This window comes from Pseudomonas sp. PSB18 (assembly GCF_014596565.1).
Taxonomy (GTDB): domain Bacteria; phylum Pseudomonadota; class Gammaproteobacteria; order Pseudomonadales; family Pseudomonadaceae; genus Aquipseudomonas.
Window position 1 is genome coordinate 62051 of the sequence record NZ_NOIN01000012.1, and the last position, 16783, is coordinate 78833.

Genomic DNA, 16783 nt, shown 5'->3' on the forward strand with positions numbered 1-16783 from the left:
AGGCCCCTGTGGGAGCAAGGCTTGCCCGCGATGAAGTGGATGCAGTCCTTCTGATAGACGCGGCGCCTGTATCGCGAGCAAGCTTTGCTCCCACAGCAAGTCCCCACATTCGGCTGGTGTGGTGCCGTCAGAGCTGCGGGCTTTCCTGGTTCGGCTTGCTCTTGTCGACGCCCGGCACATGCAGGTTGCCTTCGGCCACCTGGTTGCCTTCGAGCTGCGGCTGCGTGACCCAGGTCAGAATGTCGTAGTAGCGCCGGATGTTGGCGACGAAGTGCACCGGCTCGCCGCCCCGGGCGTAGCCGTAGTGGGTCTTGCTATACCACTGTTTCTGGGACAGGCGCGGCAGGATCTTCTTCACGTCCAGCCACTTGTTCGGATTCAGCCCTTCCTTGGCCGCCAGTTTGCGGGCGTCGTCCAGATGACCGCTGCCGACGTTATAGGCGGCGAGGGCGAACCAGGTGCGATCCGGCTCCTGGATGCTCTCGTCCAATTGATCCTTCATGTAGGCCAGGTACTTGGCGCCGCCCATGATGCTTTGCTTCGGGTCCAGGCGGTTGGACACGCCCATGGCCTGGGCGGTGTTCTGGGTCAGCATCATCAGGCCGCGCACACCGGTCTTGGACGTGACCGCCGGTTGCCACAGCGATTCCTGGTAGCCGATGGCGGCCAACAGGCGCCAATCGATTTTTTCCTGCTTGGCGTAGGCCTTGAAGTGCTGCTCGTACTTGGGCAACCGTTGCTGCAAATGCTGGGCAAAGGTGGTGGCGCCCATGTAGCCGAGGACATCGACGTGTCCGTAATAGCGGTCTTTCAGGCGTTGCAGGGTGCCGTTCTTCTGCACTTTGTCGAGGTAGGCGTTGATTTCGTTGAGCAGGCTGTTGTCTTCCCCAGGCGCCACCGCCCAGCTCTGGCTGCGGGCATCGCCCAGGTCGAAGGCCACGCGGACGTTGGGGAAGTACACCTGGTTCATCGCCACTTCGTTGGAGTCCACCAGGGTCAGGTCGATCTGGCCCTCATCGACCATGCGCAGCAGGTCGACCACTTCAACGGCGTCGGATTCTTCGTATTCGATGCCCGGATACTGCTGTTTCAGTTGCGCCAGTTGCTCGGCGTGGGTGCTGCCCTTGAGCACCATGATCTTCTTGCCGGCCAGGGCTGCCGCGTCGGTGGGCCGTGACTGGCCGTTGCGGTAGATGACCTGGGGCGTGACTTCCAGGTAGGAATGGGAGAACCGTACCTGTTTCTTGCGCGCCTCGCTGCTGACCAGGCCTGCGGCGGCCAGTACCGGGCCGTTGGGTTTGCCGATCTGGCTGAACAGGTCGTCGAGGTTGTCGGCGGTCTCGATTTTCAGTTCCACACCCAAATCGTCGGCGAAACGCTTCACCAGCTCGTATTCGAAGCCGGTTTCACCGTTGCGATCCTCAAAGTAGGTGGCAGGGCTGTTTCGGGTAACCACCCGCAGCACGCCATCCTCCTTTACGCGCTCCAGTGTGTTGGGTTTCTCAACACAACCACTGAGCACCAGGAAGAGTCCGGTTGCGATCAGCCATCTGGCGTACCGCGGACGCAAAGCCGTTGGGGAAAACATCTGCGCAGTATACGCAAACGGCCCTTACCGCCATATCTCGACAGCGAAAGGCCAGTCTGCTAGCGGTTGCAAAACATGTCTGCAACACAAGCCGGCCGGCGTGTGGCGGGTTTTATGCCGATTAAAAATATTGGTGCTGGCACATTGGAACGGACGTTCGACAAGGGGTTTGGCGTAAAGACCGACATTCGGCCAGCATCGCAGATGCCGTTTCGGGTGCCGTTGCCGACGGTTTAGGCTAGAATGCACGGCCTCAAAGCACACCCCCTTCCCGAGGCTGTCCCGAAGATGTTGATCCTGCGCGGCGCTCCTGCCCTTTCTGCCTTTCGCCACAGCAAACTCCTTGAGCAACTGAGCCAGAAAGTTCCGGCTGTCAGCGGCTTGTATGCTGAATTCGCTCACTTCGCCGAAGTCACCGGCGGTTTGACCGGCGACGAACAGCAGGTGCTCGCGCGCCTTCTGAAATACGGTCCCAGCGTTCCCGTCCAGGAGCCGGCCGGTCGCCTGTTCCTGGTACTGCCGCGCTTCGGCACCATTTCGCCGTGGTCGAGCAAGGCCAGCGACATAGCCCGCAACTGCGGCCTGGCGAAAATCCAGCGCCTGGAGCGCGGCATTGCCTTTTATGTCGCCGGTGAGTTCAGCGAGGCCGAAGCCCGACTGATCGCCGACAGCCTGCATGACCGCATGACCCAGGTCGTTCTGGGCAACCTGGAGCAAGCCTCCGGCCTGTTCAGCCACGCCGAGCCGAAGCCGCTGACCGCCATCGACGTGCTGGGCGGTGGCCGTGCCGCGCTGGAAAAAGCCAACGCCGAGCTGGGCCTGGCCCTGGCCGAAGACGAGATCGACTACCTGGTCAACGCCTTCCAGGGCTTGAAGCGCAACCCTCACGACATCGAACTGATGATGTTTGCCCAGGCCAACTCCGAGCACTGCCGCCACAAGATCTTCAACGCCAGTTGGGACATTGACGGCCAGAGCCAGGAAAAAAGCCTGTTCGGCATGATCAAGAACACCTACCAGATGCACAGCGAAGGCGTTCTGTCCGCTTATAAGGACAACGCTTCGGTGATCGTCGGCAGCGTTGCCGGCCGCTTCTTCCCGAATCCCGAGACTCGCCAGTACGGTGCGGTCCAGGAGCCGGTGCACATTCTGATGAAGGTCGAGACCCACAACCACCCGACCGCGATTGCGCCGTTCCCGGGCGCATCCACCGGTTCCGGTGGCGAGATCCGCGACGAAGGTGCCACCGGTCGCGGCGCCAAGCCCAAGGCTGGCCTGACCGGTTTCACCGTGTCGAACCTGCAGATCCCGGGCTTCGAACAACCGTGGGAAAAACCGTATGGCAAGCCTGAGCGCATCGTCAACGCCCTGGACATCATGATCGAAGGCCCGCTGGGTGGCGCCGCGTTCAACAACGAATTCGGCCGTCCGGCCCTGACCGGCTACTTCCGTACCTTCGAACAATCCATCACCACGCCCCGTGGCGAAGAAGTGCGCGGCTACCACAAGCCGATCATGCTCGCCGGCGGTATGGGTAACATTCGCGCCGAACACGTACAAAAAGGCGAGATCGTGGTCGGCTCCAAGCTGATCGTCCTCGGCGGCCCGGCCATGCTGATCGGCCTGGGCGGCGGCGCGGCGTCCTCCATGGCCACCGGCACCAGCTCGGCGGACCTGGATTTCGCGTCGGTCCAGCGGGAAAACCCGGAAATGGAACGCCGTTGCCAGGAAGTCATCGACCGTTGCTGGCAGTTGGGTGACAAGAACCCGATCAGCTTCATCCACGACGTGGGCGCGGGCGGCCTGTCCAACGCCTTCCCGGAACTGGTCAACGACGGTGGCCGTGGTGGCCGCTTCGAGCTGCGCAATATTCCGAACGACGAGCCGGGCATGGCCCCGCATGAAATCTGGAGCAACGAATCCCAGGAACGTTACGTCCTGGCCGTCGGCCCGGCCGATTTCGAGCGCTTCCAGGCCATCTGCGAGCGCGAGCGCTGCCCGTTCGCCGTGGTCGGCGAAGCCACTGCCGAGCCGCAACTGACCGTCACCGACAGCCACTTCGGCAACAGCCCGGTGGACATGCCACTGGAAGTGCTGCTGGGCAAGGCCCCTCGCATGCACCGTTCGGCCGTTCGCGAAACCGAGCTGGGCGACGATTTCGATCCGTCCACCCTCGACATCGCCGATTCCATCGAACGCGTCCTGCACCACCCGGCCGTGGCGAGCAAGAGCTTCCTGATCACCATCGGTGACCGCACCATCACTGGCCTCGTGGCCCGTGACCAGATGGTCGGCCCATGGCAGGTGCCGGTGGCTGATGTCGCCGTGACCGCCACCAGTTTCGATGTCTACACCGGTGAAGCCATGGCCATGGGCGAGCGCACGCCGCTGGCCCTGCTGGACGCCCCGGCGTCGGGCCGCATGGCGATTGGCGAGGCGCTGACCAACCTCGCGGCCTCGCGCATCGGCAAGATTTCCGATATCAAGCTGTCGGCCAACTGGATGTCCGCCGCCGGCCACCCAGGTGAAGACGCTCGGTTGTACGACACCGTCAAGGCCGTCGGCATGGAGCTGTGCCCGGAGCTGGGCATCACTATTCCGGTGGGCAAGGACTCCATGTCCATGGCCACGCGCTGGAACGAAGACGGCGTGGACAAGAGCGTGACTTCGCCGCTGTCGCTGATCGTGACCGGCTTCGCCCCGGTCACCGACATCCGCCAGACCCTGACCCCGCAACTGCGCATGGACAAGGGCACCACCGACCTGATCCTGATCGACCTGGGCCGTGGCCAGAACCGCATGGGCGCCTCGATCCTGGCCCAGGTGCATGGCAAGCTCGGCAAGCAGGCGCCTGACGTCGACGATGCCGAAGACCTGAAGGCGTTCTTCGCCGTCATCCAGGGCCTCAATGCCGACGGTCATCTGCTGGCCTACCACGACCGTTCCGATGGCGGCCTGCTGACCACCGTGATGGAAATGGCCTTCGCCGGCCACTGCGGCCTGAGCCTGACTCTCGACAGCGTGGCGGAATCCGCCGCCGAGATCCCGGCCATCCTGTTCAACGAGGAACTGGGTGCGGTGATCCAGGTTCGCCAGGACGCCACTCCGGACATCCTCGCCCAGTTCAGCGCGGCAGGCCTGGCCGAGTGCGTCTCGGTGATCGGCCAGCCGATCAATAACGCTCACGTCAACATCACCTTCAATGGCGATACCGTCTTCGAAGGCCAGCGTCGCCTGTTGCAGCGCCAGTGGGCTGAAACCAGCTACCAGATCCAGCGCCTGCGGGACAACGCCGATTGCGCCGATCAGGAGTTCGACGTCCTGCTCGAAGAAGACAACCCGGGCCTGAGCGCCAAGCTCAGCTATGACGTCAACCTGGACGTGGCCGCGCCTTACATCAAGAAAGGCATTCGTCCACAAGTGGCGGTACTGCGTGAGCAGGGCGTCAACGGCCAGGTGGAAATGGCGGCGGCGTTCGACCGTGCCGGTTTCAATGCGATCGACGTGCATATGAGCGATATCCTCGCGGGTCGTGTCGACCTGAACGACTTCAAGGGCATGGTGGCCTGTGGCGGCTTCTCCTACGGTGACGTGCTGGGTGCCGGTGAAGGCTGGGCCAAGTCGGCGCTGTTCAACAGCCGCGCCCGCGATGCGTTCCAGGGCTTCTTCGAGCGTACCGACAGTTTCACGCTGGGTGTATGCAACGGTTGCCAGATGATGTCCAACCTCCACGAACTGATCCCGGGCAGCGAGTTCTGGCCGCATTTCGTGCGTAACCGTTCCGAGCAGTTCGAAGCCCGCGTGGCGATGGTCCAGGTGCAGGAATCGAATTCGATCTTCCTGCAGGGCATGGCCGGTTCGCGCATGCCGATCGCCATCGCCCACGGTGAAGGTCATGCGGAATTCGAAAGCGAAGAGGCGTTGCTCGAAGCCGACCTGTCCGGTTGCGTGTCGCTGCGGTTCGTCGACAACCACGGCAAAGTCACCGAAGCCTACCCGGCCAACCCGAACGGCTCGCCACGCGGGATCACTGGCCTGACCAGCCGCGACGGCCGCGTGACGATCATGATGCCGCACCCGGAGCGGGTCTTCCGCGCGGTGCAGAACTCGTGGCGTTCGGACGACTGGAACGAAGACGCGCCATGGATGCGCATGTTCCGCAACGCTCGCGTCTGGGTGAACTAAAGGCGTGTACAAGCTCTGCTTCTTTGTCCCGGCCAGCCATGTGGAAGAGGTCAAAAGCGCCGTATTCGCTGCCGGTGGCGGAAGGATCGGCGACTATGACCACTGCGCCTGGCAAGTGCTGGGCCTGGGCCAGTTTCGTCCCTTGGATGGCAGCCAGCCGTTCATGGGCGAAGTGGGGCAGGTCGAGCAGGTCGAGGAGTGGAAGGTGGAGCTTGTGGTGGCCGATGAGTTGATTCGTGGGGTGGTGGAGGCCTTGAAACAGAGCCATCCCTACGAGACACCGGCGTATGAGGTGTGGCGGTTGGAGGATCTCTGATCCTGCCCGTTGAAATGAGAAACCCGCTGATTGATTCAGCGGGTTTTTTATTGGGCGAACAAATTGTTGCAGTCAGTGCTGGCCCCATCGCGAGCAGGCTCGCTCCCACAGGGTAGGGTGCAGGTCACGACTTCTATGAGCACCGCAAATCCCTTGTGGGAGCGAGCCTGCTCGCGATGACGCCCGACCAGACAATGACGTCCCGACCTGCGGCGACGCCCGGCCCATCTACTGATGCCGATACTCCAGTCGGCAAACTTCCTTCTCGATACCAATGCACTCGACCGGCTCACCTATCCCTTTCTCGAACCGCCGCGCATTCATCAACAGCCCGCCCTTGATACCCCCGATGAACGCGAAGGCGCCTTCACGGTTGCCGGTGTAGCGCCCGGACAGATCCACTGCCACGCTGTTGGGCCTGACTTCATACACCCAGCCCCCGTTTTCCGCTTCCGTGACGGCCCAGATCTTGGCGTCGCTATAGTCGCGGAACGCCATGACGAGTGATCGCGCAAGAGAGGACTCCGGGTGGGACGCCAGGCGCAAATCAGGTGGCAAGGAATTCCAGCTTCGCAAGCCTTGGGCCAGCGCATCTGCACCCTGTACCGGATTGATCTTCACAGAACCCACCGCCCACAGAGGCTGCTTGTTCGTGACCCAGGCCAGCCCTTCGACAGGCACGAGCTTGCTCCAATCTATGGGGGTCGCGGCAATCTCCTGCATCGTCTCGTGGCCAGTGGGTTCATGGTAATCCGGGTTCGCGACGCAGTCGTGCGGGTCGGTTTTCTTGCAGGCCTGCTTGATAAAGCTCCCCTTGACCCCGCCTGGATAGCTGATCTCTTCCTCGGCGGGAATGGGCCCGCCCGATTTCACCTGGTCGATGCCGTGGGGTGCCTTGAACTCGAACACCCACTCCTTGGCGAATTTCTGGGCGATCTCTTGGCTGCGGGTCGTACTGCTGTAGACCGACCGCGGAGCGCCAGCCCCATGAGCGAACCAGTCGTACATCCATGTATTCACGGGGAAGGCGACGGATTTAGGCAGGAGCCCTTGCTGGAACGCTTCCAGCCCTTGGCTGGTGGTGTCGCCCCGATAGAGTGTGTCCATGTCGGTCCGCCAGCGCAGGGAGGGGGTGGTCGCACGGATGTCTACGCTGGCGTCTGCCGTGACCTGAAGCCAGGCCTGGTACCAGGGATCCTCGTTCCGCGCGGAATCCTGGGCAGTTGCCCACGCATAAGGGCCGGGCTGCCAGGCGCTTGTAAGTACCACCGCGACAGTCGCCGCCCGTATGAAAGTGCTTTTCCTAGTCATGATTGAATGCCTCAGCTGGAACGAGGAGCCAGTCGAATCACATACGTCATGACTGCCTATTCTTCGACGTGACGGGGTTGATGATCGATGGCGGTGGGAGGGCGCCGCTGGGCTGCGCCTCGGTCCACCGCGTGAATTCTGAGAATAGATAACGACAGGTTGGTCAGTCGTCTTTTTGGATCCGATCTTGTAACAAGCTTCTCCGGCGGAGATCGCTAGAGGGATTGCGCGCAGGTTTTCCGGTTGTTCAGCATTGCCCTTAGCGCTTCGCTCATTGCAGTGGCCTGATTTCCCACCAATACATGCCAGATGCCGTCTTCCATCTGGCTGACACCCTGGCAACCCAAGGCTTTCAGATCCGCTTCGGATAACCGTCGGGCGTCATCGAGCTGCACCCGCAGCCGCGTCTGGGCGACGCATTCCAAGGCCAGCACATTGTCTTTGCCGCCCAGTGCGTTCAGCCATTGACCGACCTGCTCGGTGCCAAGCGAGGCCGGCTCGGCCTGCACCGGTTCACTCACCGGCTTGTCGATCGAGGCGGTCATAGGCAAGGCCAGGCGGATTTCATCGGCAATGCTATCGGCCATCGGCCCCACCACCACCTGTAGGCTGCCGCCGTTGCCGGGGCGCACCACGGCCATGGCGCCCAGAGCCTTGAGTTGCGCATCGGAGGCCTTGTTGCGATCGACCATGTCCAGTCGCAGGCGCGTGGTGCAGGCGCCGACGGTGATCAGGTTGTCGGCGCCGCCGAGTGCTGCGATATAGGCCCCGGCTCGCTCATTCTGGGTAAAGACCGGTTTGTCTGCGGTCGGGACGTCTTCACGACCGGGAGTCTTCAGGTCGAAGCGGCGGATGCAGAAGTCGAACACGGTGTAGTAGATCACCGCGTAGGCCAGGCCTACCGGCACCACCAGCCAGCCGTTGTTCGATTTGCCCCAGCCCAGGACCATGTCGATGAAGCCGCCGGAGAAAGTAAAGCCCAGACGGATGTTCAGCCAGTCGGTAATCGCCATCGACAGCCCGGTGAGCAAGGCATGCAACAGGAACAGCAGCGGCGCGAGGAACATGAAGGCGAACTCCACCGGCTCGGTGACCCCGGTGAGAAACGACGTCAGCGCCATGGACAACAGGATTCCGCCCATGACTTTGCGCCGCTGGGGCAGGGCGTTGCGGTACATCGCCAGGCACGCGGCGGGCAGGCCGAAGAGCATCACCGGGAACATGCCGGTCATGAACTGGCCGCCGTTGGGGTCGCCGGCAAAATAGCGGGTCAGGTCGCCGGTCACCACCGCACCGGTGTGCGGGTCGGTGAAGCTGCCGAAGATGAACCAGGCCATGTTGTTGAGGATGTGGTGCAGGCCGGTGACGATCAGCAGCCGGTTGAACACCCCGAATACGAATGCCCCCACGCTGCCGCTCTCCATCAACAGCGCACCGAAGCTGTTGATGCCCTGCTGGATCGGCGGCCAGATCAGGCCGAACACCACTCCCAGGCCCACCGCGCTGAAGCCGGTGACGATCGGCACGAAGCGTCGGCCGCCAAAGAACGCCAGGTACTCCGGCAGCTTGATGTCCTTGAATCGGTTGTACAGTGCCCCCGCAAGCAGGCCACTGATGATCCCGGCGAGCATGCCCATGTTGATGCTGGCGTCGAGCACCTTCAGCGTGGCGATCATCACCAGATAACCGATGGCCCCGGCCAACCCCGCCGTACCGTTATTGTCCCGGGCGAAGCCCACGGCGATGCCGATGGCGAAGATCATCGCCAGGTTGGCGAAAATCGCCTGCCCGGCATCATGGATGATGGCGATGTTCAGAAGATCGGTGTCGCCCAGGCGCAGCAACAGGCCGGCGATCGGCAGGATTGCGATGGGCAGCATCAGCGCCCGGCCGAGACGTTGCAGTCCTTCGATGAAATGCTGGTACATGGCGGTTCTCCTTGTTGTTCTTCGACGTACTCAGCCCAGGGGCCAGTGTTGATGACAGGCCTGGCGCACGGCAGCGGCACTGCCCAGGCCCAGCAATTCGGCGCTGAGGCAGGCGCACTTGACGGCATCGAGGTCGCGCACCCGCGCCTTGATCTCGCCGATCTGCGCCGGGCTCACCGACAGTTCGCGCACGCCCAGCCCCACCAGCACCGGCGTCGCCAACGGATCGGAGGCCAGGGCGCCGCACACGCCGATCCAGCGCCCATGCCGGGCCGCGCCGGCGCAGGCCTGGGCGATCAGCCGCAGCAATGCCGGGTGCAGGGCATCGACCCGGGCGGCGAGGCCGGCGTGGTCGCGGTCCATGGCAAGGGTGTACTGCGAGAGGTCGTTGGTGCCGATGGACAGGAAGTCCGCATGCTCGGCCAGTTGTTCGGCCAGCAAGGCGGCGGCCGGCACTTCGATCATCACCCCCAGTTGCGGCCGTTCGCTCAAGCCCAACTCGCTGGCCAATGCATCCAGGCGCTGGCGGATGTGCAGCAGTTCGCCGACTTCGGTGACCATCGGCAACAGGATCCGGCAACGGTCCAGCGGACGGGTTTGCAACAACGCGCGCAGTTGCTGGTCGAGCAATTCCGGGCGCACCTGAGCCAGGCGAATACCCCGCAGGCCCAGCACCGGGTTGGCTTCGCTCGGCAGTGGCAGGTAGTCCAGTTGTTTATCGCCGCCGACATCGATGGTGCGGATGATCACCGGCTTGTCGCCCATGGCGTCGAGCACGGCTTGGTAGCTTTGGCGCTGTTCTGCTTCGTCCGGGGCGGTGTGGCGGTCAACGAAAAGGAATTCGGTGCGCAACAGTCCCACACCGTCGGCGCCGTTAGCCAAGGCCTCGGCCGCATCGGCGCTGGAGGCGACGTTGGCCGCCACTTCGACCGTCACGCCATCAACGGTGCGGGCCGGGGTGTGGGCCAGGGCTTGTTGTTGAGCGCGGCGGGCGGCTCGCTGGGCGTGCGCCTGTTGCACCTGGGTCATGCGCTCGGCGGTGGGGTGTAGTTCGAGACGGCCTTCGTCGGCGTCCAGTACCACCGACTGGCCTTGTTCCTGTTCCAACAGTGCAGCGCCCAGCGCTACCAGGCACGGGATACCTTTGCCTCGGGCCAGGATGGCCACGTGAGAGGTGGCGCCGCCCTCGACCATGCACACACCGGCCACGCCTTGGGCGCTGAGTTGCAGCAGGTCCGACGGGGTCAGTTCCTGGGCCGCGACAATCGCGCCCGCCGGCACGTCGAATTGCCAGGTTTCCCCCAGCAATGCCCGCAGGACCCGCTGGCGCAGGTCACGCAGGTCGTTGGCGCGCTCGGCCAGCAGCGTGCTGCCCAATTGCTCCAGTACCCGGCATTGCGCTTCGATGGATTGGCTCCAGGCGTGGGTCGCGGCGCTGCCCTGTTCGATGCAGAGGTGAGCGGCGTCCAGCAAGACAGGGTCTTCCAACAGCGCCAGATGGGCGCTGAAAATCGCTTCTTCGTCGCTGTTGCGCCGGGCCTTGGCGTGGTTCAGGGTGAGATGGATGTCACAGGTGACGTGCGCCAAGGCACGGCTCAGGTGCTGGCGCTGTTCCTCGACGTCGTGACCGCCCGCATCTTCGGGCAACTGAATGCCATTCAACCGAACCAGCGGCCCGGCCACCAGGCCGGGGGCGGCACATACGCCGTGCAGCACGCCGTCTTCGGCGGGACGAGGCTGTGCTTTGAATGCAGGCGCAGCGGCGTGGGTCTCTTCGGCCAGGGCGGTGGACAGGGTTGTCAGCAATGCTTGCAGCGCCGCTTCGGCATCGTTGCCACGGCAACTGACCTGCACTTCTGCCTGCTCGGTGATTGCCAGGCCCATCATCCCCATCAGGCTGTCGCAGGAGGCCGACTTGCCGCCGAAATGCAGCTGCGAGCGACTCTTGAAACCCTGGGCGGTCTGGCGCACCAGCGCCGCCGGTCGCGCATGCAGGCCACCGCGATGGGCGATGCGGATCTGGCCGAAGACCTCGATGCCGGCCTCTTGATTCTCGTCCGATGACGAGCCAGTAGCCGTGGCGACGATATGCAGCAGCGGCTCGCCGACTTTCACCCCCTTGAGCGTGACGGGGCGCGCCTGGAAGTGCTCGCCATTGGTGATGACCAACAGGCTGACCAGGCTCTTGCAGCGCCGCGCCACTTTGTCCACGTCATAACGCAGCAGGGGCTGGCCGTTACTGACCCGCGCGCCTTCCTTGACCAGCATGGAAAACCCCTCGCCGCGCAGCTCGACGGTGTCCAGCCCCAGGTGCAACAGCAGTTCGGCGCCGTTGTCGGCCCGCAGGGTCACGGCATGGCTGGTGCGGGCGACATGGATCACCTCGCCGTCGCAGGGCGCGTAGAGGGTGTCGTTCAGCGGATCAATGGCGATCCCGTCACCCATGGCGCCGCTGGCGAACACCGCGTCCGGGACATTGGCGAGGGTGAGCACCGGGCCGCTGAGCGGGGCGCTGAGGGTCAACTCTTTATTATTGTTGGGCATGGCGCGCTCTCATCAGGCTGTCATTAATCAGTGCGTACGGGTGACTTTGCTCAGGTGCCGCGGTTGGTCGGGGTTCAGGCCTCGGGCCACGGAGAGGTGGGCGGCCATCCCGTAAAAGCTCTGGATCGCCAGGATCGGGTCCAGGGCCGGGTGTTCGGCGCGGGTCAGGGTCAGGTCGCGTTCGGCGATGTCATCGGGCGCCGCCAGCAAGACCCGGGCGCCACGCTGGCGCATGTCGGCGGCCAGGCTCAACACGCCGGCCTGCTCGGCGCCGCGAGGAGCGAACACCAGCAGCGGGTAGTTTTCATCGATCAGCGCCATCGGCCCGTGACGTACCTCGGCGCTGCTGAAGGCTTCGGCCTGGATCGCCGAGGTTTCCTTGAACTTGAGCGCCGCTTCCTGGGCGATGGCGAACCCGGCGCCACGGCCGATCACCATCAACCGCTGACAGGAGCGCAGGGCCTCGACGGCGGCACTCCAATCCTGACGGACGGCTTCGCGCAAACCTTCGGGCAGGGCGCTGCCGGCCTCCAGTAGTTCGACGTCGTCCTTCCACTGGGCCACCAGCCGTGCGCTGGCGCTGAGGGTGGCGATAAAACTCTTGGTGGCAGCGACGCTGCTTTCGACGCCGGCGCACAGCGGCACGCTGAACTCACATGCTGCCTCCAGGGGCGAATCGAGCGCATTGACCAGGGCCACGCTCAAGGCGCCGCGCTTGCGTAGCAGGCGCAGGCTGTTCACCAGGTCCGGGCTCTGTCCCGACTGGGAAAAACCGAACGCCACCTGACCGCTGACCTTGAGCGGTGCCTGCTGCATGGTCACCACCGACATCGGCAGCGACGCCACCGGCAAGCCCAGTTGCTGCATGGTCAGGTAGGCGAAGTAGCTGGCGGCATGGTCGGAGCTGCCTCGGGCGATGGTCATCGCCACTTGCGGCGGCTGACGGCGCAGGCGTCCGGCGATTTCCTGCAGGGCCGGGTCCAGTTGTTGCAACTGGCGTTCGACGGCTTCACAGGCGGCGAGGGCCTCTTCAAGCATTTTGGAAGTCAATGGCTTCTCCTTCGACCATCACGTCGGTCAGGGTCAGGGAACGGTCAAGGCGCACACAGTCGGCCCAGGCGCCCGGTTGCAGGCGTCCACGCTCGGGCAGGCCGAGGTAGTCGGCAGGGAACTGGGAGAGGCGTTGCGAGGCTTCGGCGATGGGCAGGCCGATCTTCACCAGGTTGCGCAGGGCCTGGTCCATGGTCAGGGTGCTGCCGGCCAGGGTGCCATCGGCCAATCGCACGCCGCCCAGGCATTTGGTCACGGTGTGGCTGCCCAGCTTGTACTCGCCGTCGGGCATGCCGGCGGCGGCGGTGGAGTCGGTGACACAGTACAGGCACGGGATCGCGCGCAAGGCCACGCGCATGGCGCCGGGGTGCACGTGCAGCAGGTCCGGGATCAGCTCGGCATAGCGGGCGTGGGCCAGCGCCGCGCCGACAATCCCCGGCTCGCGGTGATGCAGCGGGCTCATGGCGTTATACAGATGGGTGAAGCTGCTGGCGCCGGCGGCCAGTGCGGCGACGCCTTCTTCGTAGCTGCCCAGGGTATGGCCGATCTGCATGCGCACGCCACGGGCACTGAGGGCGCGGATCAAGGCATCGTGGCCGGCGATTTCCGGGGCGATGGTGATCACCCGGATCGGCGCCAGGGCCAGATAACCTTCCACTTCGGCCATCAACGCGGTGTGGGCGAAGTTCGGTTGCGCGCCGAGTTTGCCGGGGTTGATGTAGGGACCTTCCAGATGCACGCCGAGCATCCGGGCGCTGCCGTGCTGCCGTTGCTCACAGAACTCGCCCAGGGCCTTGAGCACGCGGGTGATCTCTTCGCCCGGTGCGGTCATGGTGGTCGCCAGCAGTGATGTCGTGCCGAAGCGCACGTGGGTGCGGGCGATGGTATCGAACGCCGGGGCGCCTTCCATGATGTCCTTGCCGCCGCCCCCGTGGACATGCAGGTCGATGAAGCCGGGCAGCAGGTAGGGCAAGTCATTGCTCGCTGGATCGCAAGGCTGGCCTTCGACGGACACGACCTTGCCGTGGGCGTGGATCAGCCGGCCGCGAACCCAGCCGTGGGCGGTGAGGATGTTGTCTTCGGACATGGGCAGTCTCTGATGTCTGGGGAGGCAGCGCTGTTAGCGCCGGAGCTCGGCGACAAAGTCGTAGTAATCGTTGCGGCAATAGGTGTCGGTGACCTCGATGGGCGTGTTGTCCTCCAGGTAGCCGACCCGCGTCATCAACAGCATGGCGGTGCCGGGGGCGATGCCCACCAGGGCGGCGAATTCGTCCGAGGCGTTGATGGCCTGGATGTGCTGCAGGGCGCGCACCACCGGTTTGCCGATGCTGTCGAGAAATTCGTAGAGCGAAGCACCAATGGCCTGGGGTTTGGGGATGATGGCGGCGGGCAGGGTGCTCATCTCGATGGCCATGACCGTGTCGTCGGCCTTGCGCAGGCGCTTGAGCCGCGCGACTTTGTCGGTGGGGGACAGGCCCAGGCGGATCAGTTCTTCGTGGGTGGGTGGGGTGATTTCCCGTTCCAGCCACTGGGAACCGGGCACGAAACCCTTGAGCCGCAACATCTCGCTGAACCCGCTGAGGCGTGACAGCGGTTGTTCCAGGCGCGGGGTGATGAACGTGCCCGAGCCTTGGTTGCGGCGGATCAGGCCTTGGTCGAATAACACTTCCAATGCCTTGCGGGCGGTGACCCGGGAAATACCGAGTTGTTCGCTCAAGCTGCGTTCGGACGGCATGGCTTGTTCGGCTTTCCATTGGCCGGCGTGGATCGCGGCTTCCAGGTTGCGGGCCAGTTGCAGGTACAGCGGTGTGGCTTGGGTGTCGTCGGGGCGCAGGGCCAGGATGTCGTTCATGGGGTTTCCGATGCGGTTGTTGGGGTGTTGTCGCTCGGTGATGGGGTGGAAATTAATACCACTTGAATACCACGTCAATGAGGGTGGCCTTTGGGTTTCTGGGATTGTCGGGGGGATTTTTTGGAGTGGATTTCAAGTGGTATTACTTTTGGTCGTTTTGGTGAAAGAGGACCGTAGCTGCTAAGGGGGGCTTTGGGGGAAGTGGTATTTGCGCTTTGGTGATAGGGGCTGGTTGGATTTATTTTTTTATGCCGACCGGCGGTTGGGTTGGGTTGAGGTGTGGTGTGTATATCCGTTGCTGCGGTAACGGCCACTGGTGGTTCCGCCCTTACGGCGGGTTACTTTGGCAAACGCCCCAAAGTAACCAAAGGTCTGTGCCCCACCACTCGGCACCTCGCCTAGGCTCGGTGTGCCCTCACTCCGGCATTGCTCCGTGGGCCCGCCGCGAAGGGCCATCCATGGCCCAGCGCGGCTAACCCGGCATCCATGCCGGGTTGCCCACTACGCAATACCTGCGTTCGGCCAGCGTGGTTAACGGGGCGCGAAGATCAAAAGCAAAAGCAAAGCAAAGCGAAAGCAAGGCGGCCTTGCAGCCGACCTGCTTTTTGAGCACACGCGTTCCCCTGTGGGAGCGAGCCTGCTCGCGATGGCGTCGGTTCATGCAGCACTTTTCAAACTGGCCCACCGCTATCGCGAGCAGGCTCGCTCCCACAATTGATCGGGGACAGCGGAAAAAGATAGGTCGCCTTCGCGAGCAAGCTTTGCTCCCACAAGTGGATTCAGGTACAGCCGGAAAAGTCAGGCCGGCCACTAGGCCGCCTCGCTTTTGCTTTTGCTTTTGCTTTTGCTTTTGCTTTTGCTCTTGATCTTGATCTTAGACGCCCCGTAAACCACAAGGGCCGAACGCAGGCGTTGCGTAGTGGGCAATCCGGCATGGATGCCGGATTAGCCGCGCTGGGCCATGGATGGCCCTTCGCGGCGGGCCCACGGAGCAACGCCGGAGTGAGGGAGCACCTCGCCTTGGCGAGGTGCCCAGTGGTGGGGCAAAGCGCTTTTGGTTACTTTTGGCGCTCTTCCAAAAGTGACCCGCCGTAAGGGCGGAACTGCCAGTGGCCGTTACCGAAGAAACGGATATACACACCTACTGGCATTTGCAGGCGATTGAAATCATCAGCGATCTATCGCGCGGTCTGTCAGACGCACCGAAGTTTCCGACAAGTTTTTCAGGTTGTCCCTCGGAAGCGGTGGCTCTAGCCTGTGGGTGTCGCTGCCAATTCAGCGACCGGATTTGACCGTCCGAGAATCTAGACGCGCCAGCGTTCCAAGACCTAGTTCAGGCGTTTTTCTTCCGTCTGAGGTATCGTGTCGCGGCAGCTGTGCGTGGGACGTCTTCGGACGTGCCGGATTCCTGATTCCCGGTCGGTCAACCCGCGTACAGCTGCCACTTTTTGTTTGACCGCAGAAGGTTGGTAGCTCCACCGAATCAGGAGCTGCACATGATCAAAGAAACCCCAAACCCTCCAAAACCCACCTCCACCTTCCCCTACGGTGACTACGCCCCCGAAAAACTCCAGGAGGCCGGCGACCGTGCGCTGGACTACTACCTCAAGCCTGACGACAGCGACCCAGCCCCCGAACCCACATCGCAGCTGTTCATCGTCGCAGACAGCGTCGACACCGAAGTCCTGCTAGCCAACCTCAGCGAAACCCTGGCCTCGGCCAATGCCATGCTCAGCGACCTGGCCTTCGACCTCGACGGATCGCGGCGGCATGTGGCGCTGGGGGTGGCGCAGATGATTGAGTTGGGCGCGCTGTTGGCGGACAAGGCGCTGGATCGGGTGGAGCTACGGGCTTGATGGCGTAAGGGCCGGCGCCATCGCGAGCAGGCTCAGATGTGTGGCCCCCCTGTGGCGAGGGGATTCATCCCCGCTGGGGCGCGCAGCGGCCCCAAAGCAAGCGACTCAATCTGCCTGACGCACCGGGTTGTTTGGCTTTAGGGCCGCTGCGCA

10 protein-coding genes are annotated in these 16783 nt (G+C 63.5%); 3 read left to right on the plus strand and 7 right to left on the minus strand.

Annotated features, from left to right (window positions below):
- Positions 1 to 127: 127 nt before the first annotated feature.
- Entirely contained in the window at positions 128 to 1588 is a 1461-nt protein-coding gene (gene mltF / locus CGA22_RS23245) for a membrane-bound lytic murein transglycosylase MltF (RefSeq protein ID WP_084213775.1), read from the minus strand.
- 288 nt (positions 1589 to 1876) lie between these two features.
- On the opposite strand from mltF, the gene purL reads away from it, so the two are divergent.
- Entirely contained in the window at positions 1877 to 5773 is a 3897-nt protein-coding gene (purL, locus tag CGA22_RS23250; protein ID WP_041022958.1) for a phosphoribosylformylglycinamidine synthase, read from the plus strand.
- Positions 5774 to 5777: 4 nt separating this feature from the next.
- On the plus strand, positions 5778 to 6089 hold the full coding sequence (locus CGA22_RS23255) for a YqfO family protein (protein WP_041022957.1): 312 nt from the start codon (positions 5778 to 5780) through the stop codon (positions 6087 to 6089).
- 228 nt (positions 6090 to 6317) lie between these two features.
- On the opposite strand, the gene CGA22_RS23260 is transcribed toward CGA22_RS23255, so the two are convergent.
- The 6 genes from CGA22_RS23260 to CGA22_RS23285 all read right to left on the minus strand — a co-directional run bounded on the left by CGA22_RS23260 (position 6318) and on the right by CGA22_RS23285 (position 14774).
- Positions 6318 to 7196 carry a hypothetical protein gene (locus tag CGA22_RS23260; RefSeq protein WP_156996935.1) on the minus strand — a complete coding sequence of 293 codons (879 nt, stop codon included), beginning with the start codon at positions 7194 to 7196 and terminating at the stop codon, positions 6318 to 6320.
- A gap of 419 nt (positions 7197 to 7615) precedes the next feature.
- Entirely contained in the window at positions 7616 to 9328 is a 1713-nt protein-coding gene (nagE, locus tag CGA22_RS23265; protein WP_041022955.1) for an N-acetylglucosamine-specific PTS transporter subunit IIBC, read from the minus strand.
- Between the two features lie 30 nt (positions 9329 to 9358).
- Positions 9359 to 11872: a phosphoenolpyruvate--protein phosphotransferase gene (gene ptsP / locus CGA22_RS23270; protein WP_041022954.1), complete on the minus strand. Its 2514-nt coding sequence runs from the start codon at positions 11870 to 11872 to the stop codon at positions 9359 to 9361.
- Positions 11873 to 11899: 27 nt separating this feature from the next.
- Complete coding sequence (locus tag CGA22_RS23275; RefSeq protein WP_156996933.1) at positions 11900 to 12922, minus strand: SIS domain-containing protein; 1023 nt, start codon at positions 12920 to 12922, stop codon at positions 11900 to 11902.
- Positions 12903 to 14009 (minus strand): N-acetylglucosamine-6-phosphate deacetylase, encoded by a 1107-nt coding sequence (gene nagA / locus CGA22_RS23280; RefSeq protein ID WP_041022952.1) that lies wholly within the window; start codon positions 14007 to 14009, stop codon positions 12903 to 12905. The genes CGA22_RS23275 and nagA overlap by 20 nt, the downstream gene beginning before the upstream one ends.
- Positions 14010 to 14042: 33 nt before the next feature.
- Positions 14043 to 14774, minus strand: coding sequence for a GntR family transcriptional regulator (locus CGA22_RS23285; protein WP_041022951.1), 732 nt, complete (start codon positions 14772 to 14774; stop codon positions 14043 to 14045).
- Between the two features lie 1496 nt (positions 14775 to 16270).
- Between CGA22_RS23285 and CGA22_RS23290 the strand changes: the two genes are divergently transcribed.
- Complete coding sequence (locus tag CGA22_RS23290; RefSeq protein ID WP_041023014.1) at positions 16271 to 16630, plus strand: DUF6124 family protein; 360 nt, start codon at positions 16271 to 16273, stop codon at positions 16628 to 16630.
- The last annotated feature ends 153 nt before the right edge of the window (positions 16631 to 16783 follow it).

Excerpts from the sequence above, each read along its gene's own strand:
- mltF (WP_084213775.1), bottom strand. The coding sequence starts at position 1,588 with ATGTTTTCCCCAACGGCTTTGCGTCCGCGGTACGCCAGATGGCTGATC.
- purL (WP_041022958.1), top strand. The coding sequence starts at position 1,877 with ATGTTGATCCTGCGCGGCGCTCCTGCCCTTTCTGCCTTTCGCCACAGC.
- CGA22_RS23260 (WP_156996935.1), bottom strand. The coding sequence starts at position 7,196 with ATGGACACACTCTATCGGGGCGACACCACCAGCCAAGGGCTGGAAGCG.
- nagE (WP_041022955.1), bottom strand. The coding sequence starts at position 9,328 with ATGTACCAGCATTTCATCGAAGGACTGCAACGTCTCGGCCGGGCGCTG.
- ptsP (WP_041022954.1), bottom strand. The coding sequence starts at position 11,872 with ATGCCCAACAATAATAAAGAGTTGACCCTCAGCGCCCCGCTCAGCGGC.
- nagA (WP_041022952.1), bottom strand. The coding sequence starts at position 14,009 with ATGTCCGAAGACAACATCCTCACCGCCCACGGCTGGGTTCGCGGCCGG.
- CGA22_RS23285 (WP_041022951.1), bottom strand. The coding sequence starts at position 14,774 with ATGAACGACATCCTGGCCCTGCGCCCCGACGACACCCAAGCCACACCG.
- CGA22_RS23290 (WP_041023014.1), top strand. The coding sequence starts at position 16,271 with ATGATCAAAGAAACCCCAAACCCTCCAAAACCCACCTCCACCTTCCCC.